The sequence below is a fragment of the Rhodospirillales bacterium genome, from assembly GCA_016712595.1.
Lineage (GTDB): Bacteria > Pseudomonadota > Alphaproteobacteria > Rhodospirillales > Defluviicoccaceae > Defluviicoccus.
The window spans coordinates 1,082,156-1,106,004 of the sequence record JADJQT010000002.1 but is presented as its reverse complement, the minus strand read 5'-3'; the positions used below and the strand labels follow the sequence as shown (position 1 = coordinate 1,106,004).

At 63.9% G+C, this 23,849-nt stretch carries 19 protein-coding genes; 9 read left to right on the top strand and 10 right to left on the bottom strand.

Annotated features, from left to right (window positions below; all coding sequences use genetic code 11):
- Positions 1–113: 113 nt before the first annotated feature.
- Both IPK66_16805 and IPK66_16800 read right to left on the bottom strand, forming a co-directional pair.
- A complete protein-coding gene (locus IPK66_16805) occupies positions 114–1,976 on the bottom strand; it encodes an ABC transporter ATP-binding protein/permease (protein MBK8176852.1) in 1,863 nt (620 codons plus the stop codon).
- Positions 1,977–2,083: 107 nt separating this feature from the next.
- Positions 2,084–3,103: an esterase-like activity of phytase family protein gene (locus IPK66_16800; GenBank protein ID MBK8176851.1), complete on the bottom strand. Its 1,020-nt coding sequence runs from the start codon at positions 3,101–3,103 to the stop codon at positions 2,084–2,086.
- Positions 3,104–3,204: 101 nt separating this feature from the next.
- On the opposite strand from IPK66_16800, the gene IPK66_16795 reads away from it, so the two are divergent.
- Positions 3,205–3,993, top strand: a complete 789-nt coding sequence (locus IPK66_16795) for a dienelactone hydrolase family protein (GenBank protein ID MBK8176850.1) — start codon at positions 3,205–3,207, stop codon at positions 3,991–3,993.
- 78 nt (positions 3,994–4,071) lie between these two features.
- Here IPK66_16795 and IPK66_16790 read toward each other — a convergent pair whose 3' ends face one another.
- Positions 4,072–4,377 carry a cytosolic protein gene (locus tag IPK66_16790; GenBank protein ID MBK8176849.1) on the bottom strand — a complete coding sequence of 102 codons (306 nt, stop codon included), beginning with the start codon at positions 4,375–4,377 and terminating at the stop codon, positions 4,072–4,074.
- Positions 4,378–4,568: 191 nt separating this feature from the next.
- Positions 4,569–5,009 carry a CBS domain-containing protein gene (locus IPK66_16785; GenBank protein MBK8176848.1) on the bottom strand — a complete coding sequence of 147 codons (441 nt, stop codon included), beginning with the start codon at positions 5,007–5,009 and terminating at the stop codon, positions 4,569–4,571.
- A gap of 409 nt (positions 5,010–5,418) precedes the next feature.
- Between IPK66_16785 and IPK66_16780 the strand changes: the two genes are divergently transcribed.
- Positions 5,419–7,521, top strand: a complete 2,103-nt coding sequence (locus IPK66_16780; GenBank protein MBK8176847.1) for a sodium-translocating pyrophosphatase — start codon at positions 5,419–5,421, stop codon at positions 7,519–7,521.
- A gap of 142 nt (positions 7,522–7,663) precedes the next feature.
- Here the strand turns inward: IPK66_16780 and IPK66_16775 are convergent, their stop codons facing one another.
- The 5 genes from IPK66_16775 to IPK66_16755 all read right to left on the bottom strand — a co-directional run bounded on the left by IPK66_16775 (position 7,664) and on the right by IPK66_16755 (position 13,093).
- Positions 7,664–8,323: a hypothetical protein gene (locus IPK66_16775; GenBank protein ID MBK8176846.1), complete on the bottom strand. Its 660-nt coding sequence runs from the start codon at positions 8,321–8,323 to the stop codon at positions 7,664–7,666.
- A gap of 294 nt (positions 8,324–8,617) precedes the next feature.
- Complete coding sequence (gene cobT / locus IPK66_16770) at positions 8,618–10,498, bottom strand: cobaltochelatase subunit CobT (GenBank protein ID MBK8176845.1); 1,881 nt, start codon at positions 10,496–10,498, stop codon at positions 8,618–8,620.
- 5 nt (positions 10,499–10,503) lie between these two features.
- Positions 10,504–11,511 carry a cobaltochelatase subunit CobS gene (cobS, locus tag IPK66_16765; protein ID MBK8176844.1) on the bottom strand — a complete coding sequence of 336 codons (1,008 nt, stop codon included), beginning with the start codon at positions 11,509–11,511 and terminating at the stop codon, positions 10,504–10,506.
- A gap of 69 nt (positions 11,512–11,580) precedes the next feature.
- Positions 11,581–12,147 carry a J domain-containing protein gene (locus IPK66_16760; GenBank protein ID MBK8176843.1) on the bottom strand — a complete coding sequence of 189 codons (567 nt, stop codon included), beginning with the start codon at positions 12,145–12,147 and terminating at the stop codon, positions 11,581–11,583.
- Between the two features lie 61 nt (positions 12,148–12,208).
- The gene (locus tag IPK66_16755; GenBank protein MBK8176842.1) at positions 12,209–13,093 is read right to left on the bottom strand and encodes an EamA family transporter; all 885 of its coding nucleotides are present in this window, start codon (positions 13,091–13,093) and stop codon (positions 12,209–12,211) included.
- Positions 13,094–13,265: 172 nt separating this feature from the next.
- On the opposite strand from IPK66_16755, the gene IPK66_16750 reads away from it, so the two are divergent.
- The 4 genes from IPK66_16750 to IPK66_16735 all read left to right on the top strand — a co-directional run bounded on the left by IPK66_16750 (position 13,266) and on the right by IPK66_16735 (position 20,230).
- The gene (locus tag IPK66_16750; protein ID MBK8176841.1) at positions 13,266–13,547 is read left to right on the top strand and encodes a BolA family transcriptional regulator; all 282 of its coding nucleotides are present in this window, start codon (positions 13,266–13,268) and stop codon (positions 13,545–13,547) included.
- Between the two features lie 473 nt (positions 13,548–14,020).
- On the top strand, positions 14,021–14,959 hold the full coding sequence (locus IPK66_16745) for an OmpA family protein (GenBank protein ID MBK8176840.1): 939 nt from the start codon (positions 14,021–14,023) through the stop codon (positions 14,957–14,959).
- A 309-nt stretch (positions 14,960–15,268) separates the two neighbouring features.
- Positions 15,269–18,559, top strand: a complete 3,291-nt coding sequence (gene treS / locus IPK66_16740) for a maltose alpha-D-glucosyltransferase (protein MBK8176839.1) — start codon at positions 15,269–15,271, stop codon at positions 18,557–18,559.
- Positions 18,560–19,165: 606 nt separating this feature from the next.
- Complete coding sequence (locus IPK66_16735) at positions 19,166–20,230, top strand: threonine-phosphate decarboxylase (GenBank protein MBK8176838.1); 1,065 nt, start codon at positions 19,166–19,168, stop codon at positions 20,228–20,230.
- Between the two features lie 112 nt (positions 20,231–20,342).
- Here IPK66_16735 and IPK66_16730 read toward each other — a convergent pair whose 3' ends face one another.
- On the bottom strand, positions 20,343–20,705 hold the full coding sequence (locus IPK66_16730) for a hypothetical protein (protein ID MBK8176837.1): 363 nt from the start codon (positions 20,703–20,705) through the stop codon (positions 20,343–20,345).
- A gap of 150 nt (positions 20,706–20,855) precedes the next feature.
- Between IPK66_16730 and IPK66_16725 the strand changes: the two genes are divergently transcribed.
- The 3 genes from IPK66_16725 (at position 20,856) to IPK66_16715 (ending at position 23,830) form a co-directional block, all read left to right on the top strand.
- Positions 20,856–21,683, top strand: a complete 828-nt coding sequence (locus IPK66_16725) for a trypsin-like serine protease (GenBank protein ID MBK8176836.1) — start codon at positions 20,856–20,858, stop codon at positions 21,681–21,683.
- Between the two features lie 117 nt (positions 21,684–21,800).
- Positions 21,801–22,466, top strand: a complete 666-nt coding sequence (locus IPK66_16720; protein ID MBK8176835.1) for a tetratricopeptide repeat protein — start codon at positions 21,801–21,803, stop codon at positions 22,464–22,466.
- Between the two features lie 44 nt (positions 22,467–22,510).
- A complete protein-coding gene (locus IPK66_16715) occupies positions 22,511–23,830 on the top strand; it encodes a PQQ-binding-like beta-propeller repeat protein (GenBank protein MBK8176834.1) in 1,320 nt (439 codons plus the stop codon).
- Positions 23,831–23,849: the final 19 nt, after the last annotated feature.

The window sequence follows — 23,849 nt, the reverse complement described above, 5'->3', positions numbered from 1 at the left end:
GCAGATGACCTCGCTACAGGTCTTTGTTCCTACAATTTACAAACAGTACCAGGATAAGCCGCCAAAAAGAAGCTTATTTTCCTGTTTTAAGATGTTTTACATAAATAAGGCGGTTAACTGTCCACCATCGCCGGAACGCCTTCTTCGGCGACCGCCTGTTGCAGGGCCTCCCTGGCCTCCTCGACCTGCTGCTGCTTCGCCCACATCGCCGCGTAGCGCCCGGCTTCGGCGAGTAACGCGACGTGGGTGCCGCGCTCGACGATGCGCCCGGCTTCGAGCACGAGGATCTGATCGGCATCGACGACGGTCGACAGGCGATGAGCGATGACCACGGTCGTCCGTCCGCGGGACACGTCGCGCAGGCTCGTCTGGATTTCCTTTTCGGTATGCGTATCGAGCGCCGACGTCGCCTCGTCGAAAACGAGGATGGACGGCGCCTTGAGGATCGTGCGGGCGATCGCCACCCGTTGCTTCTCCCCTCCGGACAGCTTCAGTCCGCGTTCGCCGACCATCGTCTGATAGCCGTCGGGCAGTGAGCGCACGAATTCGTCGATGCGGGCGAGGCGTGCCGCGGCCTCGACCTCGGCTGCCCCGGCGCCCGGGCGTCCATAGGCGATATTGTAGAAGATCGTATCGTTGAACAGCACGGTGTCTTGCGGAACGATGCCGATCGCGGCGCGAACGCTCGTCTGTGTGACCGCGCGCAAATCCTGGCCGTCGATCAGCACCCGGCCATCGGTTGCGTCGTAGAACCGGTACAGCAGCCGCGAGAGCGTCGACTTACCGGAACCGCTGGAGCCGACGACGGCGACGGTCGCGCCCGGTGGAACGGTGAACGAGATATCCTGCAGGACAGCACGGCGCGCATCATAGGCGAAGGAGACGCCGTCGAAGACGATGCCGCCGCCGTTTGGCACTAGCGGTGGTGCGCCCGGGCGATCGGCGACCTCGGCGTCAACGGCGAGCAGGGCGAACATCTGCTCCATGTCGGTCAGCGACTGGCGGATCTCGCGATAGACGAACCCGAGGAAGTTGAGCGGCAGATAGAGCTGGATCAGGTAGGAATTGATCATGACGAAATCACCGACGGTTATCTCACCGGCGGCGACCTGGGATGCCGCCATCAGCATCAACGTCACCAATCCAACCGCGATAATGCCGCCCTGGCCGATATTGAGCAGGCTCAGCGTTACCTTGCTCTTGACCGCGGCGCGCTCGTAGCGGCTGAGCGCCGCATCGAAGCGGCGCGCCTCGTGCGCCTCGTTGCCGAAGTACTTCACCGTTTCGAAATTGAGCAGGCTGTCGATCGCCTTGGTGTTGGCGTCGGAATCCGTCTCATTCATCAGCCGGCGGAATTTTGTCCGCCATTCGGTGACGAAGATGGTGAAGGCGATGTAGGCGGAGATGCAGGCGAAGGTGACGGCTGCGTACCAGACGTCAAAGAGCGACCAGAGGATACCGCAGACGAGCAGGATTTCCAGCAGCGTCGGCAGGATGTTGAACAGCATGAAGCTGAGCAGGAAATCAATGCCCTTGGTGCCGCGCTCAATCGCCCGGCTGACCGCTCCGGTTCGCCGGTCGAGGTGAAAGCGCAAGGACAGCGCATGCAGGTGTTCGAACGTCCTGAGGCCGGCGGTCCGGATCGCCCGTTGTGCAACCTTGGCGAAGACGGCGTCGCGCACTTCACCCATCGCCTGCGAGCCCATGCGGGCAACGCCGTAGGCGACGACCAGCATCACCGGCACCGCTGCGATCCGGCCGGTCGAGTCGCTAGCGAGAGCGTCGACGACGTACTTGTAGAGCACCGGGATCAGGACATTGATCCCCTTGGCGGCGATCAGGAACACGACGGCGGCGGCCACGCGGACGCGCAGGCCCAGCTCACCCGCCGGCCACAAGTACGGCAGCAGCGTGCGAAGCGTCCGCAGGTCTCCCCGGTGACCGGGATCGGCGGAAGTCGGTGATCGTGTTCTCATCGCGTTCCGTCGTTGGTTGTGGTTGGACGTGCGTCGGCCATGATGCTCCGGCCGGCGGCGCCTGAACGTCGCCTACGGATGCACAAGCCGCCGGCGGGCGATTGTCCCTATTCGACGAAGCGGAACATCAGCAGCAATGTGCGCTGCAACATCATGTAGTTGTCGTCCGACACAAGGTAAATGAGCGTTTCGCCGTCGGCACCGCGGCGTGCATCGATGCCCTCCATATTATCGAACGTCACCGGCCCTTCGAAGCGGGCGATTTCCTCGCCGTCGAGCACGGCGCCCGCCGCGACATCCACCCTTTTCAGCACGCGCAGCCGTGCGCCAGGTGGCAGCGTTCGCCGCTCCAGCACCAGGACGTCGCCATCCGGCAGCGTTGCCGCTCCCGTCGGCTCGAAGCCGCCGCCGCTGCGCCAGGTCAGCGCCGACCAGCCGTCCGGTGTCTGGCTGAGCCATCCGACCGTACCACCATCGATGCGATATCCCTCGGTCAGCGCCAGCAGGCGGCCGTCGGCAAGGCGGGTTAGCGCTTCGATACCAGCGTTCCGCGGCGCATTCTCGAGTCCCGGCGGTGATGCAAGCCGCTCCGGCAGCGCATTCGCCGCCGGGTACTGCCACAGCCGGGGCCGGCTTTCGAAGGCGATCACAACCGCATGTTCATCCGCCGCACGGGCGAGATCCTCGGCGTCACCGCCGCGCGTCCCGGCGAGCGAGCCTCCCTTAGGCCCGCGCAGATCGCTAAGACGGACGCGCTCGATCCCGGCAAGATCGCCCTGCGGATCGTAGACGAGATCGGCGTCGACGCGATAGCCATGGTCGGAGATGGCGATCAGCGAGCGCCCGTCGCCGGAGACGAGCAGGCCGGACAGGCCGCCAAAACGGGCGTCGGCGGAAGACAGCCGGACGCCGCCGCGGTAGTCGAGGCGGCCGAGATGGCGCGCCGTTGAATGGAAAGGCCGCAACGGCATGGGGATCGAGTCGACCGCGATCTCGTCCGCGTTGACGCCGCCCCGCGCTGGCCCCCCTGGCGCAGCACCGCCGCAGGCACAAGCAACAAGAAGCGCGAAGAGTGCGCGCGCGCAGCGCTTGCGAGTGATACCCTGGCTCGCGGAGCGCCTCAGCATCGCCAGCTCTTCGCCCGCGCGTCCTGCTGTCGAGATTTCGTGCATGGCGCCAACGTCCGGTTGCGAAGCGCTCCGGGCGACAAATAGGCAGGAGGTACCCCATGAACATCGATACCCCTGGCCGTCGCGCAGTAGGCCGTCGTGCGGTGGTTTGCGGCATCGCATCCGCCGCCCCGCTCGCCACGATCCTGGCCGACGCCCGCTTGGCGCGCGCCGAGGCAGCGGCGCTGAAGAGCGTTTCCATCACCACCCGGTCCAGGCGGGCGATCACCGCCGCCCTCGCCCTGCCGGTAAGGACGCCGGCGCCCGGCGTGCTGCTGATCCACGAATGGTGGGGGTTGAACGATCAGATCAAGGCGGTCGCCGGCGAGCTCGCCCGCGAGGGCTATGTCGCCCTCGCGGTCGACCTTTATGGCGGCCGGGTAGCGACAACACCGGACGCGGCGAAGCCGCTGATGCAGGCGATCGATCCGTTGCAAGCGACCGAGACCTTGGTGGCGTGGGCGGACTGGCTGCGCGACAACCCGAAAACCTCGGCGAAGATCGCAACGATCGGCTGGTGCCTGGGCGGTGGCTGGTCGCTGAACGCCTCGCTCGCGACGCCCGTCGATGCGACGGTGATCTATTACGGCCAAGTCGATCAGCCGGCCGAACGCCTTGCCCGCCTTAACGGCCCGGTCCTGGGCCACTTTGCCACGCGCGATACCTGGATCACCAAAACAATGGTCGACACGTTCGAGGCCGAGATGCGCCAGGCAGACAGGCCGCTCACCGTTTACTGGTACGAAGCCGATCATGCCTTCGCCAACCCCTCAGGCGCTCGTTACGATCAAAAGGACGCGCAACTCGCCTGGGAGCGGACACAGCATTTTTTCCGCACCAATCTTTAAGACCGTACGACCCCACCCCTGCGCCCTCCGCCTGCCCCTGGCGCGACCGGCGGAGCGAGGCCGCGGCCCCGCCCCGGGCTATGCGGGACTTTCGTAGCGAGTGGGAGTGCCCAGTTCCTCAAAGCGGAAGAGCTTGAAGGCGCGGTCGCCGCTGAAGTCCAAAATCCGCAACTGGTCCGTTTCGTGGATATCGTGAACGACGGCGTCAAAGTGATTGCCGTAGCGTTCCTTGGCCAATTCGATCGGAATGTCGTAAGCGATAAATTTGTCAATGCCCTTCGAATGCAACTTGCGGAGCAACGCTGGCGCGGTGGGCGACTCGGACGACGTCAGAATGACCATCGGCCCACCACCGGTTAGCAACAACATGACTTTTAAAATCATTTCGTCCTTCCCACTCGCTTCTTGGTCAGATTCTTCATCGACGCTGCCTATAGCACAGGCACGCGTTGAGTGCTACCGGCCGAAAGCGCGCATTCTCATCGCACACGATCAGGCAGCCCGCCGCGGGCACCCGAGCGGACGGGAAGCCGTTTGAATGCGGCCACCTCGTCCCCGGGCAAAGGCCTTACCCCTTAGAACTGATAGCGGCGCAGCACAGTGAGTGATGAAATGGCGCCGACGAACTTGTTGGTCTTCGGGTCAACAACCGGCAAGCGAAGCCGGCCACTGGCCAGCAGTTTGACCGCCTCCGCCAATGGCGTATCAGGTGACATGATCGGCAGATCGTGCTCGACAAATTCTGCGACCTTTCGGCCAAGATAAGGAGCTATACGATCGTCGACGTCGACGACCGTTTCGAGTTCTGCTTCTTCCACCGTCTGGCTCTTTCCGTCTTCCGGCAAAAGCATCTTCGCCAAGGTGAACGTGGTTACTTCGCCGACGTATTCCCCCGCAACATTGACAATCAGTAACTGCTGCCTGTGATGCTTCACCATAATAGCCAATGCTTCCGCGAGTGTCGCGGTATCAAGCACAGTTGGCGTTGAGCGCACCATGTAATGCCGGCAATACATGTATTATTCTCCCAGATGTCCATTGCGGCGGTGCTACGCATTTGCACCCGCGCGCCGGCCCTGGGGCGATGGCGCAGACAAGGGCCAGATGCGGTAGACGACGACCTCTTCGCCCCATTCTGTTCGGCTTCCCATCGCGATGCAACACCAGTGCGCGGGATGAGTCGCAATCGCGATCGACTGGACAGTTCGCGATTTGGCCTCTAGAAGGCAACAAAGTCTCAAAATCGGATGGTGTAACCCGCGTGGGGAAGGCTGTGTCAGATTAGGCGCGTGGGCTGCGGTAACCACTCCACAACAAGAAAGTGGCACGCGGTTTGATAGGTCCGCCCTCCGAGGGGGCGTTCTCAAATCACGATAACCCGCCCCGCCTTGCCGAGAAGAGACCCAACCGGACGGGAGACTAAGAATGAGCGTGGGTATAAGCACCAGTACGTTAGCACTCGTCGCGGCGGGGATCGGAATAGCCGCCGCGGCCGTGATTTTCGCCAGCATCGTGCGCCAGCCCGAGGGGACGGACCGCATGAAGGCGATCGCCGCCGAAATTCATCTCGGCGCTATGACGTATCTGCGCGAACAGTATTTTCGCATTGCGATTTTTGTCGTCGTTGTCGCGATGTTGCTGTCCTTCCAATACGACATCTACATGAGCATATGCTTCATCTTTGGCTCGCTCACCTCGGCCGGGGCTGGTTTCGTCGGCATGCAGGCAGCGACGCGGGCCAACGTCCGTACCACGGCGGCGGCCCTTTACAGTGGCGAGCGCGCGGCGCTGAACGTCTCGTTCAACGGCGGCGCGGTCATGGGACTGGCTGTGGCGTCGTTCGGCCTGTTCGGCGTCGGCCTGCTGTTCTATTTCTACGGAACGCCGGACTTGGTGCACAACATCTGGGGCTTTTCCATGGGAGCCTCATCGATCGCTTTGTTCGCGCGAGTTGGCGGCGGCATCTTCACCAAGGCAGCGGATGTCGGCTCGGACCTCGTGGGCAAGGTCGAGGCAGGTATCCCCGAGGATGACCCGCGCAACCCTGGCGTCATTGCCGATAACGTCGGCGATAACGTCGGTGACGTCGCCGGCATGGGCGCAGACATTTACGAATCCTACGTCGGAGCGATCGTGGCGACCATGACGCTGGGCGCGACCCTCGGCACGACCGACGTGCTATCGATGTTCGGTGGCGCCATTCCCGCCCGCCTGATGGACATGGCGTCGACCATCGGTGTCATGCCGGTGCTCGGCGGCGAGGTCATCGCGGCTCACCTAATGCTCATGTCCCTGCCACTGCTGATGGCGATCGCCGGGCTGGCAGCGTCGCTGTGTGGCATCTTCGGCCTGCGCCTGCTGAAGGGCGTCGGTCCAGCGCGCTCGCTGGCCATCGCCGATATGGGCACCGCCGCGATCTTCATCACGCTGACGCTGATCATTTTGTTGAGCTTCGGTTACGGCTGGGGAATTTTTGTCGCGGTGATTTCCGGCAATGTCGCCGGCGTGCTGATCGGCCGCATCACCGAATACTATACGGCCTCAAAGCCGGTGCTGCGCGTCGCCGCCGCATCGAAGACCGGTGCCGCAACCAACGTGATCACCGGTATCGCGGTTGGATTTGAGTCCTGCGCTCTGCCGCTGCTGCTGATCGCCGCCGCGACACTCGTCGGATACCAGGCGGCGGGCCTTTACGGGATTGCCGTTTCAGCGGTCGGCATGCTCGCCACGGCGGGCATGACCATGACCCTCGACGCCAGCGGCCCGGTGTCCGACAACGCCGGCGGCATCGCCGAAATGTCGGAATGCCCGGAGGAGGTGCGTCAGATCACCGACGGCCTCGATGCCATCGGCAACACCACCGCCGCCACCGGCAAGGGTTTCGCCATCGGCTCGGCGGCGCTCACCGCCCTTGCCCTGTTCGTCGCCTACAAGGAAGCGGTCGACCTGAAATCACCGGTGCCGCTGAACATGGATATCACCGATCCGCGTGTCGTCGTCGGTGCCTTCGTCGGCGCCATCGTCGTCGTTCTTGCGGCATCAATGACGATGAGTTCAGTCGGCAAGGCGGCGATCGACATGGTCAACGAAATCCGCCGGCAGTTCCGCGAGATCCCCGGCCTGCTCCAGGGGATGGCCAAGCCGGATACGGCGCGCTGCGTGGCCATCTCGACCCAGGCCGCGTTGCGGGAGATGATCGCACCCGGTCTGATGGCGGTCACCGCGCCGGTGATCGTCGGCTTTTTCATCGGTCCCGAGGCGCTTGGTGGAATGCTGATGGGCTCGCTGATCGTCGGGGTGGTGCTGGCGCTGTTCATGGCCAACTCGGGCGGTGTCTGGGATAACGCCAAGAAGTTCATCGAAGGCGGCAAGATCACCGGTGAGAAGAAAGGCAGCGATGCGCACGCCGCTGCGGTCATCGGTGATACCGTGGGCGATCCGTTCAAGGACACCTCCGGTCCGGCGATGAACATCCTGATCAAGCTGTTATCGATCGTCTCGCTGGTCATCGTGCCGTTCATCGTCTGAACACCGCGCACGAATTCGCAAGCGAACAAGGAAACGGGCGGCGCTGGAAGGCGCCGCCCGATTTTACTTTTACGATGACCAATATGATTCCACACAAGGAACGGACGAACGCTTCGGCCGCGCCAGAAGCGAAGATCTCAACCTAAAAGAGAGGCGGCGTCGAGAAGTTGTAGCCGATGCCGGCGCCGAAGAACCAGGGATTGACCGTCAGGTTGTCGAACTTGTTGCCGCCGACGTGCACGTTGGCCGGAGCCAGCCACCACTTCTTGGCGTCGAGGACCGCGACCCAGTTCGAATCCGGGATCTTGACGTTGACCCCGAAGTTGATCACCCCACCCCACGTGTCATCGACCTCAAGGTGCGAGCCGCCGGCAAGATGACTCTGATCCTCCCAGAACTTGGCGTAGGTCATGCCCGCGCCAAGGAACGGCGAAATCATCTCGTCGCTGAAGAAATGATACTGGCCGATGAGGCTGAGCGGCAGCACCCACTGATCGGTGGCCTTGCTACGATCCCCATTGACGTTGAGATCGACCCGCGCCCACGGCACCGCGATCACCGTCTGCACCGCGATGTTCTTGGTGAAAAAGTAGCTCAGGTTCAGCGCCGGATTGGCGCTCAGATCGCCGCTGTCATAGTTGACCCCGGGAGCGATGTGCCCTTGAGCACCGCTGTAGAACCCCTCCACCAGCAATTGCACCATGAAATCGCCAGGCTCGTAGGCGTGCGCGGGCGCGGCAGCGGCGAGGCCAACCGCCATCACACCGGCTGTTGCCACCTTGGTCATCGTTTGTTTGATCATTTTGTCATCTCCGCAGCCGCCTCACGCGCATAAGAAACGGATTAGCAAAGCGTTCGAGCGGCCGTATTTCTGACTTCGTTCGCACCTAACGGCCGACTCGACCGTCGGCGACGAACGGCGATCCGTTCGTTAAAATCCCATAATAGTCTTATGGATTAAACGTCAAGGTTGAGAAATCGGCTGTGTACCGATCGTGTCGCACAGTTGCTTGTGCGCAACAATTCCGGTCAGGGATCCGTGTTCGCGGCTCGCCTAGCGATGGCGGCCGGGTATATGTACCGTCGGCCGTCTCGCCTAGCGACGGCGGCCGGCGATGCGCCCCGTCGGCCGGTGCGGCTTCGCCGGCTGGTTGCGCGCATCCTCGTCAAACAGATCAGCGAGGTTCTGCATCATCGTTCCGCCCAGTTCTTCGGCATCGACGAGCGTAACCGCACGGCGATAGTAACGGGTGACGTCATGGCCGATACCGATGGCCGTTAGCTCGACCGGCGAGCGCGTTTCGATCCAGTTGATCACGTCGCGCAGATGACGCTCAAGGAAATTACCCGGGTTCGCCGACAATGTGGCGTCGTCGACCGGCGCGCCGTCGGAAATCACCATAAGTACCTTCCGATGCTCCGCGCGCCCCACCAGCCGCCCGTGCGCCCACAGCAACGCCTCGCCGTCGATGTTCTCCTTTAAAAGGCCTTCGCGCAACATCAGGCCGAGGTTGCGCCGGGCGCGCCGCCACGGCTGGTCGGCCGACTTGTAGACGATGTGCCGCAGATCGTTGAGCCGCCCTGGTGATTTCTGCCGCCCTTCCTTCACCCATCGCTCGCGGGATTGTCCGCCCTTCCACGCGCGCGTGGTAAATCCCAGGATCTCGACCTTGACACCGCAGCGCTCCAGGGTGCGGGCAAGAATATCGGCACTCATTGCCGCCACCGAAATCGGACGGCCTCGCATCGAGCCGGAGTTATCGATCAGCAGGGTCACGACGGTATCGCGGAACTCTGTCTCCGTTTCCATTTTAAAGGTCAACGGATGGACCGGATCGACGATGACGCGCGTCAGACGAGCGGCGTCAAGCAACCCTTCTTCGAGATCGAACTGCCAGGCGCGTGTCTGCTGCGCCAGCAACCGGCGCTGCAACCGGTTGGCAAGGCGCGCCACGACCCCCTCGAGACTGCTCAGTTGCTGATCGAGCTGAAAGCGCAGTCGCGTCAACTCGTCATGATCGCATAGCCGGTCAGCGGCGACGATCTCATCGAACGCCGACGAGTACGAATGGTAGGCGTTGCCTTCCGACGCTGGCGGCTCGGGTTGACGGTTGCGCCGCAAGGACGGACCCGCCGGCGACGTTCCCCCCTCCCCGCGCATGTCGTCGTCGCCCGACGGCTTGTCCGGAACCGCTTCGCCGATCTCCATCGCCGAGCCGCCCGACGCTGTCATGCCGCCTTCGGAACCGTTTTCGTTGCCTTGCGTCCGCGATGCCTCCTCATCGTTTGGCTTTTGCGAGCCGTCCTGCTCTTCGTTTTCGTCGTCCTTACTCAACGATGGATCATCCTCGTCGATCAGACCCAGCGCATGGATCATCTGTGCCGCCGCCTCGGCGAACGACGCCTGATCGCCGAGGCTCTCGGCCATGCGTTTGAGTTGCGCGCCGCATCGCTCGGCGACGATGGGCCGCCATGGATCGACGAGGGGCGCGGCAATGGCCGGCGTCCGGCTGCCGGTCAACCGTTCGCGCACGATCAGGCTGATCGCATCAGCGATGAGCGCCTCGTCCCGGCCCTCGACCTTGGCGTATCCCTTGCTCCGGCAGGTATGCTCGAGGAGCGCATCGAGATTGGCGCCGACGCCAACGAGGCGGCGGGCGCCGAGCGCCTGCACCCGGCTTTGCTCAACGCTCTCAAAGATGCTGCGTCCCGGCTGAGACTGCGGCATGCGGCGATGGTGGAGCACGTTGTCGTGGTAACGCAGGATCAGCGCCAGCGCATCGGCGGAGCCACGGAGCCGCGCCACATCGGTCGGTTGGCAACGCGCTGCGGGGTTGGGCAGACGTGCCCGGTTCCCGCGCACCTCAGCCTCGTTACCACCGAAGGCGATGGCGACGTCCCGCCGCCCGGCGACGGCGCGCAAGGCTGCGGACGTGACCCGCTTCAATAAGTTCGCCGCGTCTTCCTTGTCTTTCACGTGGCTCAGCGAACGACGGAGCGCATTGCCGATTCGGGAAGGTCCTCCCCGAAACAGCGCTGATAGTATTCCGCTACCGTCGGCCGCTCCACCTCATCACACTTGTTAAGAAAGGTCAGCCGGAAGCCGACGCCGATACTGCCAAAAATTTGCGCGTTCTCTGCCCAGGTAATGACCGTGCGCGGCGACATGACGGTGGAGATATCGCCGTTCACGAAGCCGGTGCGGGTCAACGCCGCCAGTTCGACCATCGCCGAGACTTTTTCGCGGCCGTCCTGGCTGTTGTAGTGCGGCACCTTGGCGATCACGATCTCCGTCTCAGCCGTGTGCGGCAGATAATTCAACGTCGCGACAATGTTCCATCGGTCCATCTGACCCTGATTGATCTGCTGCGTGCCGTGGTAGAGCCCGGTGGTATCGCCGAGGCCGACGGTGTTGGTGGTGGCGAACAGCCGGAACCACGGGTGCGGACGCAACACCCGGTTCTGGTCGAGCAGCGTCAGTTTGCCTTCGACTTCCAAGATGCGCTGAATGACGAACATCACATCCGGCCGGCCGGCGTCGTACTCGTCGAAGACGAGCGCCGTCGGACGTTGCAGCGCCCACGGCAGGATACCTTCGCGGAATTCGGTGACCTGCGAGCCTTCACGCAGGACGATCGCGTCCTTGCCGACGAGATCGATACGACTGATGTGGCTGTCGAGGTTGATGCGAATGCAGGGCCAGTTCAACCGGGCCGCAACCTGTTCGATATGCGTCGATTTGCCCGTACCGTGATAGCCCTGCACCAAAACGCGCCGGTTGTGGGCGAAACCAGCGACGATGGCGAGCGTCGTGTCGTGATCGAAGCGGTAGGCATCGTCGACGTCCGGGACGTGGTCATCGGCGATGCTGAACGCCGGTACGTCGATATCGCTGTCGATGCCGAACGTCTGGCGAACAGACACCGTGATGTCGGGCGCGTTCAGCACGCACCCGGTCTTGACTGTCTCATGTGGAACATGCGCCGTCATCATTCGCTCTTTGCGTGGTTGTATCCATTTGGATCGACAAAGCCAGGCATCGTTCTCCAGCGACGAAACTCATTGCGCCAAGCTATCCATGACGGCGCGATAGGCCTCGCTAATCCGCTTGAACCGTTCTTCGGCAGCCTTGTCGCCGCCATTGGCGTCCGGGTGGTGGCGCTTGACCAGCGCCTTGTAGCGGGACTTCACCACGGCGGCCGTAACCGGGGGCCGAAGGTCGAGGACTGCCAGCGCCGTTTCATGCGGGCTCTTCGGCTGGCGACGCGGGGCCGGGTGCTCGCCGTCGAAGCCGGCAAAGCCATCGTCGATTCGCGCCGCGCTCCAGGCACAGGCGTGAAGACCGGCCGCAAGCGGCCAGGAAGGCCGCTGCCAGACCGTATCCCGACGGACGTCGTCCTCGATCTGAGCGTCGCTCATGCCGGCGTAATAATTCCACGCGGCGTTATATTCGCGCACGTGATCGAGACAGAACCAAACATATTCCTGCAGATTCTGGCGCGAGCGCGGCGCCCGGTGTACGCCGTCGCGATCGCATCCCTCGCGCTCACAGCAACGGCGCTCGGCCGCCGCCCTGCTGGCCGCCGCCGTGCCGAACTCCTGGGCCGACCGCTCGTGAGTGCGCATGCAGGTACTATGGTTGTTTGCACCAATCGAAGCAAGGCGCCCCGATCGTTTGACCATCGCATCAGCCCTCGTCCCGCCGGTTAAGCGCCAGTACCGCCACACCCGCACCAATCAATCCGAGGCCGGTCAGGGTTGCCGCTGTAAGTGGTTCGCCGACCACCAGCGCCGCGGACAGCACGCCGACCACCGGAACCCCCAGCGAGCCGAGCGCCGTCGTCGCAGCCGGCAGACTGCGATTGACGGTTACGAACGCCCAAAAGCAGAACGCGGAGGCAATCGGGCCATTATAGAAAAGGATCGCGGCAAACGCCCATGACCAATGGACGAATGGGTGCGGTTCGACGATCAGCGCCACCGGAACCAGCGCAACAACGCCCAGTGCCATCTGCCACGTCATCAGGTCGAGCGGTGTTCCGTGCCAGTGGTGGGCACGGACGTGAATGATCGTGATGGCCCACAGGGCGGCGCCGGCAAGCAGCAGGCCGTTGCCGAGCAGCACATCGGCGTTGCCGTAATCGATCGCCAGCGGATTAAAGAGCACCGCGAGTCCGGCAAGGCCGAGCACGAGGGCGCCGATCTGCGCCGCGCCGATGCGCTCACCGAGCAGCAGCGCCGACAGCGGCACGACCCACAGCGGCGTCGTGTAGGCGAGTATCGCCGAGCGCCCGGCTTCGACAAACAGCAGCGCGACATGGGTCGTCGCCAGAAAAAAACCGATTTGCAAGACGCCGACCGACAGAATCACCGGCACGTCGCCGCGTGCCGGCAGACGCAACCGACCACTCGCCAGCATGATCGCCGCGATGGTCGCGCCGCCGATAAAGACGCGGGCAACGGCAAACCACAGCGGCGGCATCGCCTGCAGCCCCAGCTTGATCATCGGCCAGTTGACGCCCCAAAGCACGACGACCAGCACGAGAAGCAGTGCCGCGTGCCCGGTTCGCATCCGCCGGGCTTCTCCATCGTCCGCACGTGAGCAGCTCACGGCTGTCGTCTCCGTCATCGTCCTCCCTCCGGCTTGATGACGCGAGCTGACACGCGACCGGACCGGGTCTCTTGACCCCGCGCGCCGATCCTATCACAACGCGGACTGAACACTTGCTTTCCGGGCACCGCCGATGACCGCCATGACCGAAACGCTCGCCCGCAAATTGACCGAGGCGCTGAGTCCCGTCCGCCTCGACGTCATCGACGACTCCCATCGGCACGCGGGCCATGCCGGCGCTCGGCCCGGCGGCGAAACGCACTTCCGCATCGATATCGTTGCGTCCGCCTTCACCGGCAAAGCACGACTGGAGCGTCACCGGCTCGTTTACGCCGCGCTCGCCACCGAACTCGCCGGCACTGTTCATGCGTTGGAAATTTCGACGCGCACCCCAGAAGAAGCAGGCAGCACCTAACGGCGCCCCGCCGGGACCGTTGCATCGAATATGCGAACCATCGGGCCCAGAACGCAATGACGGCCGCGGCGAACTCCGGGCGCGATGCCAGCATCGCTGCGTTGCGCCTCTCCACCATCGACCGCAGCGCGGGGAACGGAAGGTCGCTCTGCGCGTTGGGACAACGTGGAGCTTGCGTCTCGGTGACGTGCACTGGGGAGGAAGAACGTATGGCAGATCCCGATGTTCGGCGAAGTGGGTAGAAATATCTCAATGGCCGAAAAAAACAGACTTTTGAAGTCGGACTGACGCGAATTGTTACGCATGTATCACTCTTATCTGGTAATTAGCGGGCCACACGTGGGGAACGACCCTTCGCGTCGTGGGATGGGTGCGCCGCCAGCAATGCTCTTGAAGCGTGTAGGCCGCGCATCGGAACGCACGAATACCAACGGAGCTATGGAATGAGATCACTTTTGCTGGGTGTATCCGTGTTGGCGTTGATGGCGCCGGCTGCATATGCGCAACAGTCAGGCAAGCCGGCGATGCCGCCGGCAGCGACCGCTGCGCATTCGGACGCGCAGTATCTCGTCTTCTTTGATTGGAACAAGGCGATCCTGACCGCCGAAGCCCGGCAGATCGTCGCGAAGGCGGCAGCTGAATTCAAGCAGACCGGTGCCGCCCGTCTGGTTGCGACCGGCTATACCGACCTTTCCGGTACGCCGCAGTACAACTACAAACTCTCGGTGCAGCGCGCCGAATCGGTGAAGGCTGAACTGGTGCGCCTCGGGGTGCCGGCCTCGGCGATCTCCACCGTCGGTCGCGGCGAAGAAGACCCGCTGGTTCCGACGAAGGACGGTGTGCGCGAGCCACAAAACCGCCGCGTCTCGATCGTCTTCCCGCTGCCTCCGAAGCCGGTCGCGCAGGTGGCGCCGCCCGCCCCTGTCGTCGCCGCCGCACCGCCCCCGCCGCCGCCGCCGCCCGCGCCCAAATGGTCGGCATCGCTGGGTCCGTGGTACGGCTACAACATTCGTGAGAAGGACCCGGGCAACCCGCTTAAGAGCAGCAATCTGGTCGGACCGGAAGTGCGCGTCGATTACGCCATCACCCCGAACTGGCTGGTTGGAGTCGATGGTGCCGCGTTCAACACCGTCGGAACCAGCAGTGACGACGGCTGGGGCGGCCGTGGTCTTGTCGCCCTGACCCATCAGTGGAATCTGGGCGATTGGCATCCGTTCATCGGCCCCCATGCCGGCTACATCTTCGGCAAGGGTGTTGAGGACGGCGCGGTGATCGGTCCCGAGCTCGGCGTCAACTTCGACGTCAGCAAAAACCTCTACCTCTACGCCCGGGCGGCCTACGACCACGACTTCCGGAACGAGTGGACGCAAGGCATTCCGAACGGCGGTCTCGGCGCCGGCTACCGGTTCTAAGCTCGATCAGATTATTTCGAGTCTGCAGAAGAGCCGGTAAATCAAAGTCGCGTCGGTTTCGCCCGAGTTACAGCGAATCCGACGCGGCCGCGCTCCATACGTCGGCATAATCGCCCATAGAAAAGCCCCACGCTTCTGGCGGTGGGGCTTTTTTTGCGCGCGCCACCTCCGCCTCAGCCGCCAGCCAGCCAGCGATCGCTGCCCCTACCTCAAGCGCATCCTTTCGCCAGCGCGCGCGTTAGATTGACATCCGCGAGCCGAACGTTTAGGGGCGCGGGTGCGGAGTTGAACGGACGGGAAGCGGCAAAAATGAACAGCGATCCGCTCTGGTACAAAGATGCCATTGTCTACGAGGCGCACGTCAAAGCGTTTTACGATGCCAACGGTGACGGAATTGGCGATTTCGCCGGCTTAACCCAGAAACTCGACTACCTTACCGAGCTGGGGGTGACGGCAATCTGGCTGCTCCCCTTTTATCCATCGCCGTTGCGCGATGACGGCTACGACATTGCCGACTACCGGAACGTCAACCCGGCTTACGGGACTTTGCGCGACTTCCGACAGTTTGTCCGGGAGGCCCACCGGCGGGGGCTGAAGGTCATCACCGAGCTCGTGATCAATCACACCTCGGATCAGCATCCGTGGTTTCAAGAATCCCGTACTGCCTCCCCTGGGTCGCGCGCGCGCGACTATTACGTCTGGAGCGTCAGCGACCAGCGGTACGTCGATACCAGGATTATCTTTTGCGATACCGAATTATCCAACTGGACCTGGGATCCGGTCGCCAAGGCCTACTATTGGCACCGCTTCTTCTCGCACCAGCCAGACCTCAACTTCGATAATCCCCGCGTCTTCGTCGAAGTCACCCGGATCATGCGCTTCTGGCTCGACATGGGCGTAGATGGGCTGCGCCTCGACGCGGTGCCGTATCTGGTCGAACGCGAGGGAACGAATAACGAGAATCTGGCCGAAACGCACCTCGTCCTCAAGCGCCTGCGCCAGTGGCTGGACGACCACTACCCCGATCGGATGTTCCTGGCCGAGGCCAACCAGTGGCCGGAAGACGTTCGGCCCTACTTCGGCGATGGCGACGAATGCCACATGGCGTTTCACTTCCCGCTGATGCCGCGCATGTACATGGCGTTGGCGCGTGAAGACCGCTACCCGATCACCGATATCATGCGCCAGACGCCCGACATTCCGGACAACTGCCAGTGGGCCGTGTTCCTGCGCAACCATGACGAGTTGACGCTGGAGATGGTCACCGATCGAGAACGCGATTACCTCTGGCAATTCTATGCCGCCGAGACGCGGGCGCGGATCAATCTCGGCATCCGCCGCCGGCTGGCGCCGCTGTTGGCCGGTGACCGACGCAAGATCGAACTGCTCAACAGCCTGCTGATGAGCATGCCGGGCACGCCGATCATCTATTACGGCGACGAGATCGGCATGGGCGACAACATCTTCCTCGGCGATCGCAACGGCGTGCGCACACCGATGCAGTGGTCTCCCGACCGCAACGGCGGATTTTCGCGCGCCGACCCGGAGCGTCTTTATCTGCCGCCGATCATGGACACGATCTATGGTTACGAGGCGGTCAATGCCGAAGCGCAATTGCGACAGCCGGCTTCGCTTCTCAACTGGATGCGCCGGCTGATTTCGGCACGCAAGCAGCATAAGGCGCTGGGTCGCGGTAGTCTGTCCTTTCTCTACCCGAATAACCGCAAGGTTCTCGCCTATCTGCGCTCCGATGGCGAGGAGACGATCTTGTGCATCGCCAACATGAGTGCGGCACCCCAATCGGCGGAACTCGATCTTGCGGCGTTCAACGGACGCGTGCCAGTCGAGTTGCTGGGCAAGAGCGCGTTTCCGCCGGTGGGCACGCTGCCTTACTTCATCACCATGCCGGGATACGGCTTTTACTGGTTCCTTCTCGCCGAGGAGACGGAAGCGCCCAAGTGGCACGAACCCCATGTCGCGCCGCTTCCCGAGTTTCGAACGCTGATCATGAACCGAAGCTGGGCAAGCGTGATCGATGGTGGCAACGGCACATTACTGCGGCAGACAATCCTGCCCGACTTCCTGCCAAACCAGCGCTGGTTCGCCGCCAAAGGCAGCCGGATCGATCGGATCGATCTCGCCGACGCCGTCGAATACGCCTCCGGCAGCGAGGATTTTCTCATCGCGCTGATCGACGCGGTAATGCCGACTCCCGGCGGCGAAGAGCGGCGCCAACGCTATCTCCTACCGCTGGCGATCGCCTGGGAAACCACTCAAGATGATCCATTCGGCCGTTTGCAGGCGTTTACACTGGCACGCGCCCGCATTGGTGGGCGAATCGGCGCCATTCATGACGCGATGGCGAGCCCGCAGTTCGCGCGCGCCGTCTTGATTGGCGCGCGGGACCAGAAGGAACTCCCGACGTCTCGTGGCGGGCGGCTCATGTTTCGACGCACGAAGGCATTTCCCCTGTTCGACGACATCGACGCGCTGGCAGCCGGGCGACTGGGCCGCGAGCAAAGCAACACGTCGGTACTCATCGGCGAGGATGTCATCCTCAAGGCCTTCCGGCGGATCGAGCCGGGCATCCATCCCGAGGTTGAAATTGGCCGGTTCCTGACGGATGTGAGCGGTTTTGAGAATGCTCCGGCGCTGCTGGGTTCGGTCGAGCTTATCGACGCCGATGGCGTGCCGACAGCCATCGCGGTTCTGCAAAAGTTTGTCCGCAATCAAGGCGACGGTTGGGGGTTCACCCTCGATTATCTTGATCGCCTTGTTGGCCAGCTCGAATTCATGCCGGCAGACGAGGCAACACAGCAAGTCGATGCCCACGTCGTCTACGCCGCTCTGGCAGAGACTTTGGGCCGGCGCATTGCCGAGATGCACAAGGCGTTCGCGCTGCCCGTCGATGATCCCGCGTTCCAGCCTGAGCCGACCAGCAACGCCGATGTCATCGCCTGGACGGACGGGGTCCTCGATCAGGCCCGCAGAGCGCGTGAAGACCTCGAGCATGCCCGCGCATCCGGCTTGAACGAGACATTGCATCAAGACGTCGAGGACCTGCTATCGCGCTTCGCCGACATCGACACCGCCATCGCTCGTATCCGCAACCAGACCTATAATGTCGTTAAGACACGGGTCCACGGCGATCTTCATCTTGGCCAGGTCGTCGTCGTTCGCGAAGATTTCTACATCCTCGACTTCGAAGGAGAGCCCTTGCGGCCGATGGCCGAGCGGCGGGCGAAACAATCGCCGCTGAAGGACGTGGCCGGCATGCTCCGCTCCTTCGACTACGCCGCCTATTCCGCGGTGCACCGCCGGCCCGAGGTCCGTCCCGGCGTCGCCGAGGTTTTACGCACGGAGATGGCGGCGTGGCATGGATTGGCCTGCAAACAGTTCCTCGCCGGCTATCGCGCTGAAGTCGATGGATGCCCGTCCGTGCCGGCCGACGACGCCGCGTTCGAGGAACTGCTCAATCTGTTCCTGCTCGAAAAGGCCCTCTACGAAGTGTGCTACGAGGCGGCGAACCGTCCCGACTGGCTGGCGATTCCCGTAGGTGGCGTGCTGGGTGTCCTGGAGCGTCTATCGCGGCAGGATTGACGCCGATATGTCGGGAGGCGAACCCATTCATCGATGGGGTAAACCCGTCGCCTCCTCCCTGAGAGCGGACGCCATTAACGGAACGGCCGGTTGTCGACCCGGACTGACTGTGCGAGCGGTGGTGAGCCTCATTCGGTCCTGAGGCTGGCGCTCGGCCGTTTCGCTCGCTTCGCCACCGGCAGTTTGCACAAGGTCGAACGCGACCCTGGTCCGATCGGCCCTGGCAATCGCATGCACGAAAGCCAATTCTCATTGATAGCGGAACGATAGGCCGGAATGACGGAGCGAGAGGCTGGGTCCATTCAACACATGGGTGGGTTCTGCGGTTGTAGGGATGGAAAGCGCACAGTCCCGTGATAGAGTATTGGCATTGCTGCTGGCTTCGCCGCGCCGCAGCTCTCCTGCCACCCAATGTTGTTCGTTCGCGGTGCTTGCGCCTGCGCTGCGCGCAAAAGCCGATCGCCTTGCCTCGATGGACATGATCAGGACCGTAAGATCGCCTTTCCGCCTCCGTTCCGGCGCGCGCCAGACATGCGGGTCGCCCGGTGACTCGATGCCCCGTGACTCGATGACGGCACGGGAGGTGACGTGATGTCGGAGGACGACCTGCAACACGGCGGCGAAGTCGATTCGGTGGCGGAGCGGTACGCGATTCCGCGGGACCGCTGGCTTGATCTGTCCACCGGCATCAACCCCAACGCCTACCCCTTGCCCGACCTCGCGCGTGAGTACTGGTACCGACTACCGGACGCGGCGCTCGATGCGTGGCTGCGCGAGGCGGCGGCGGCGTGCTACGGCGTGGCCGACGCTGCCCATGTAGTGCCCGCGCCCGGATCGCAGGCGATCATCCAGTGGCTACCCCGGATGCTGCCGCCGGCGTGCGTCGCCATCGTCGGCCCGACTTATCGCGAGCATCGCGCCTGTTGGGCGGCGGGTGAACACCGCGTCATCGAAGTTGGCATCTCCGACAGCTTGCCAGAGGACGCCGGCATTCTCGTCATCGCCAATCCCAACAATCCCGACGGCCGGACGGTTGATCCGCAGCGGCTGCTGCACCTCGGCCGTGGCCGCCTCCTCGTCGTCGACGAGGCGTTTGCCGACGTCGCGCCGGAAATCAGCCTCGCATCGCACGCCGGCCGGCCGGATCTGGTGGTGCTCCGCTCCTTCGGCAAATTCTATGGTCTCGCCGGCATGCGGCTGGGGTTCGCCCTCCTCGGCGAGCCTTTGGCGAGCCGGTTGCGCCGGGCTTTGGGTCCGTGGGCGGTGAGCGGACCCGCCGCCGCCGTCGGCGCCGTCGCCCTCGCCGACGGCGCATGGGCACGCGCCGCGCGGGTGCGGCTCAAGGCCGCCGCCGGCCGGCTCGACGGACTGCTGATGCGCACCGGCCTGCGCGCCGTGGGCGGCACCAGCCTCTTCCGGCTGATCGAGCACACGCGCGCCTGGGAACTGTTCGAGATGCTGGCCCGTGCGGCAATTCTCGTCCGGCGATTTGACGAGCAGCAGGAATGGCTGCGGTTCGGTGTTCCGGGAGACGACGAGGCGTTCGACCGATTGGCCGAAGCGCTGGCGGGCTGGCGACCACAGGCGGTATCGCCAGCCGCATCGATGCGCTCGCAGCGCGCGCTCGCAGCGTCCGCGCCGCCCCGGCCGGCCGCACCCGACACGGAGTAACCCGAGGCCGTGCGCCGACGATCGGGGCGATCAGGCGGGGCCAAGGACCGAGCCGTGGGTACTCAGCAGCCGGAGCCCCGCCATCTGGGCCGGCGATCAGAACACGAGAGCATCAGCCGCCGGCGGCCACGCCGGCGATGCTGCCGAGCCTGCGCTGGCCGCCGGGATAGGGGTCGGGCGACGCGTAGCAGGTGGCCTCTCCCAGCGTTGGATAGCAGTAGACAGAGACCGGTGCGGCAACTTCGTCTTCGACACAGTAGGTATCGCCGCGATTCTTGCGCACGATCGAGCAATCCTTGCCGGTGAACAGCGAGACGACATGATCGATCGGAGTCTTCTTGCTGGCAACGACGGTTCCAGCGCCGAGCGCGGCGAAACACCCGCTCAATGAAATGCTCACGGCGAGCAGCATCGCTGCACCGCCAAGGCGAGAGCACCATCGGCGAAGGGGGCGCATGTGCGTGAGCGGGATCATCGGCGTCCTTTCGTCTCGTACAACCCGGCCGGGGGTGCCGCCTGTTCGATCTTGCGCCTTGATGATTGAGCAGAGGTTAATGCGTCGCGAACCGAGACCCGATCGGCTGCCGGCGCGGGGCTTGCCCCAGCGTGGCGGGCGATACGACCAATGAGCCGCCGGATAGCCGCCGGCTGGGTGTTTGCGTTGCTGTTCGGCATGGCACTCGTCGTCGCCGGCACGCCGATGGCCGCGGCGGCCGAACGGCCTCTCCTGCCTGGGATCGTCGGCCCCGACGACCGGACGCCGGTCGATTCGTCGGCCTGGCCGTGGCAGGCGATCGGCCGCCTCAACCGCAAGGACGGCGGGCACTGCACCGCCACCCTCATCGCCGCAGACGCCGTCCTGACCGCTGCGCATTGTCTCTACGACGTGCGCACCCAGCGAATCGTTGCTCCGCAAGAGTTGCATTTTCTCGCCGGCTATCGCCGCGGCGAGTTCTTCGCTCACGGCATCGGCCGCAAGATCGAACGAGCCGGCGGCGAGATACCTGCCTTGCACCTGACGCCGGAGAGCATCACCCAGGACTGGGCGATCATCGTGCTGCAGCAACCGCTGACCATTCGCCCTCTCGCCATCCGCCCCCTCACCCCGGCCGAGGCGATCAAAGGCATTTCGCTATGGCGCGCCGGATACAGCCAGGATCGCCCGCATATGCTCTCCGTGCATCGCGGTTGCACCATCCTCGAGCATCTGGCCGAAGGCCGTGTGCTGTTAACCGACTGCGACGCCACCCGCGGTGATTCCGGCTCGCCACTGCTGATCGCCGCCCCCGGGGAAGCCCCGGCCATCGCCGGGCTGACGTCCGCCGTTGCCATCAACGGCGCCGAGCCGGGAACCCTGGCCGTCGACGCCCGCGTCTTCCGCGACGCGTGCGCGCGCCATATCCGAACCGCCTCGCCGGCGATCCAAGCCCCCGCCGGAGAGCCGGGTGGCTGAGGCGCGAAGCCGTCCGCCGTCCGCAAGTTTGTCACACGCGCTTTGAGCGCGTATGGTGTCGCGCCTTTTGGAGCCAGCGGCGCGAGCACGCGCGAGATTGACCGAGACACGGGTACGATGAACGACCTTTCGCAAGACAGCCTGCTTCGCGAGATCGACGAGGACATCCGTCGCGAGCGCTATGCCAAGCTGTGGAAGCGCTTCGGCGGCTACGTCATCGCCGCGGCGGCGCTGTTCGTTGCCGCCGTTGCCGGTTACACGGTGTGGAAGAATCACCAAAGCGCGGCGCGCGACGCGGCATCCACCGAGTTTTTCGCGGCGATGGCGATCGAGGGCAAGGATCGAAACGCGGCGGAACAAGCGATGCAGGCCATCGCCGAGCACGGACCGGCCGGATATGCGCTGCTTGCCGCGTTTCAGCAGGCGGCTCTGCTGGAGAAAAGCGACCCCCAGGAAGCCCGCCGCGCCTATCAGCAGCTGCAGCAAACGGCCGGCTCGGAAATTTATCGTGATCTCGCGATCATTTTTGACGCAATGGTCGCCATGCGCAGTGAGGCCTCTCCCATCGACGCCGACACCGTCCGCGCCAAGCTGCAACCGCTGACGGCGGACTCAAATCCGTGGCGTTATTCCGCTCGCGAACTGACTGCCCTGCTCGACTGGCGATCCGGTCACGCGGCCGAGGCGAAATCAGCCCTGGCGGCGCTGGCGGCCGATTCGCAGGCACCGCCCGATCTGCGTGCCCGCGCCCGGCAGCTAGTGGCGCAGATCGGCGAGAACTGATCGCGCGCAACGGCGGACTTAAATCGAAGTATCGGAGCGGACGTATGGCACGGCAGTGGAAAGCAATCGTGCTGGCAGCCTTGCTGCTTAGCGGATGCGATACATGGTTCGGCGAGGCCGACGCGCCACCGCTGCCGGGCGAACGCATCTCGGTGCTTGAGCACCAGCGGGCGTTAACCGCCGATCCGCGTGCCAGTACTGAGCCGATCGTCCTGCCAGCGCCGGTGTTGAACGCATCCTGGCCCCAGGCGGGTGGCATCGCCACCCATTCGATGCAGAACGTTGAGGCGGGAGGACTGAACCGGCCGGCATGGCAGGTCAGCATCGGCACCGGGACCGACGATGACCGGCCAATCCTGCCGCCTCCCGTCGTCGCCGACGGCAGAGTGTTCACCATCGATGCGCTTCACGTCGTCTCGGCATTCGATACGCGGACCGGCAAGCGCCTGTGGAGCAATGACCTCGCCGAGAACGAAGACGACGACGATGCCGAGCCCGGCGGCATCGCCTTCGATGATGGCAAGATCTACGTCGCCACCGGCTTCTCCAAGGTCATTGCCCTTGATGCGTTCACCGGCAAGCGCGTCTGGCGACGCAACGTCGGTTTACCGATGCACGCGCCGCCAACGGTTGCAGGCGGGCTGGTGTTCGTCGTGACCGTGGAAAACGAGCTTCGCGCGCTGAATTCGACCGACGGCAGCGACGCGTGGCCACCCTACCAGGGACTGGCCGAGACGGCCCGGCTGGTGGGAGGCGCCAACTCCGCTTCCGACGGAAGCGTCGTCGTCGCTCCGTTCTCGTCCGGCGAAATCGTCGCGCTGAGGACCGATACCGGCCGGCCTCTGTGGTCCGAATCGCTGGCGCCCGCGCGCCGGACCGACGAGCTGTCGTCGCTGGCGCAAATCCGCGCGCGGCCGGTGATCGATCGCGCGCGCGCCTATGCGATCAGCGCGGGAGGTGTCCTTGCCGCCTTCGACATGCGCAGCGGTCAGAGATTGTGGGACCGGGACATCGGCGGCACGCAAAGCCCCTGGCTCGCCGGACATCAGCTTTATCAGCTGACCAACGATAACCTTCTCGTCTGCATCGACGCCGACAACGGCCGCATCGCCTGGGTGACGCAGCTTGCGGAATTCGAGGACGAAAAGGATCACAGCCGGCCGATCCTCTGGTTCGGTCCCGTACTCGCCGGCGAGCGGCTGCTGGTCGTCAGCAGCGATGGCCGATTTGCCGCCGTCTCGGCCGCTGATGGACGGATTGTGGAAAACCGCTCATTGTCCGACGGTTTCGCCGTTTCACCGGTGGTGGCGGACGGCACCGTCTTTTTGCTCTCCAGCGATGGCGATTTGTCCGCCTATCGTTAGCGGCGGTCATTGAACTCGG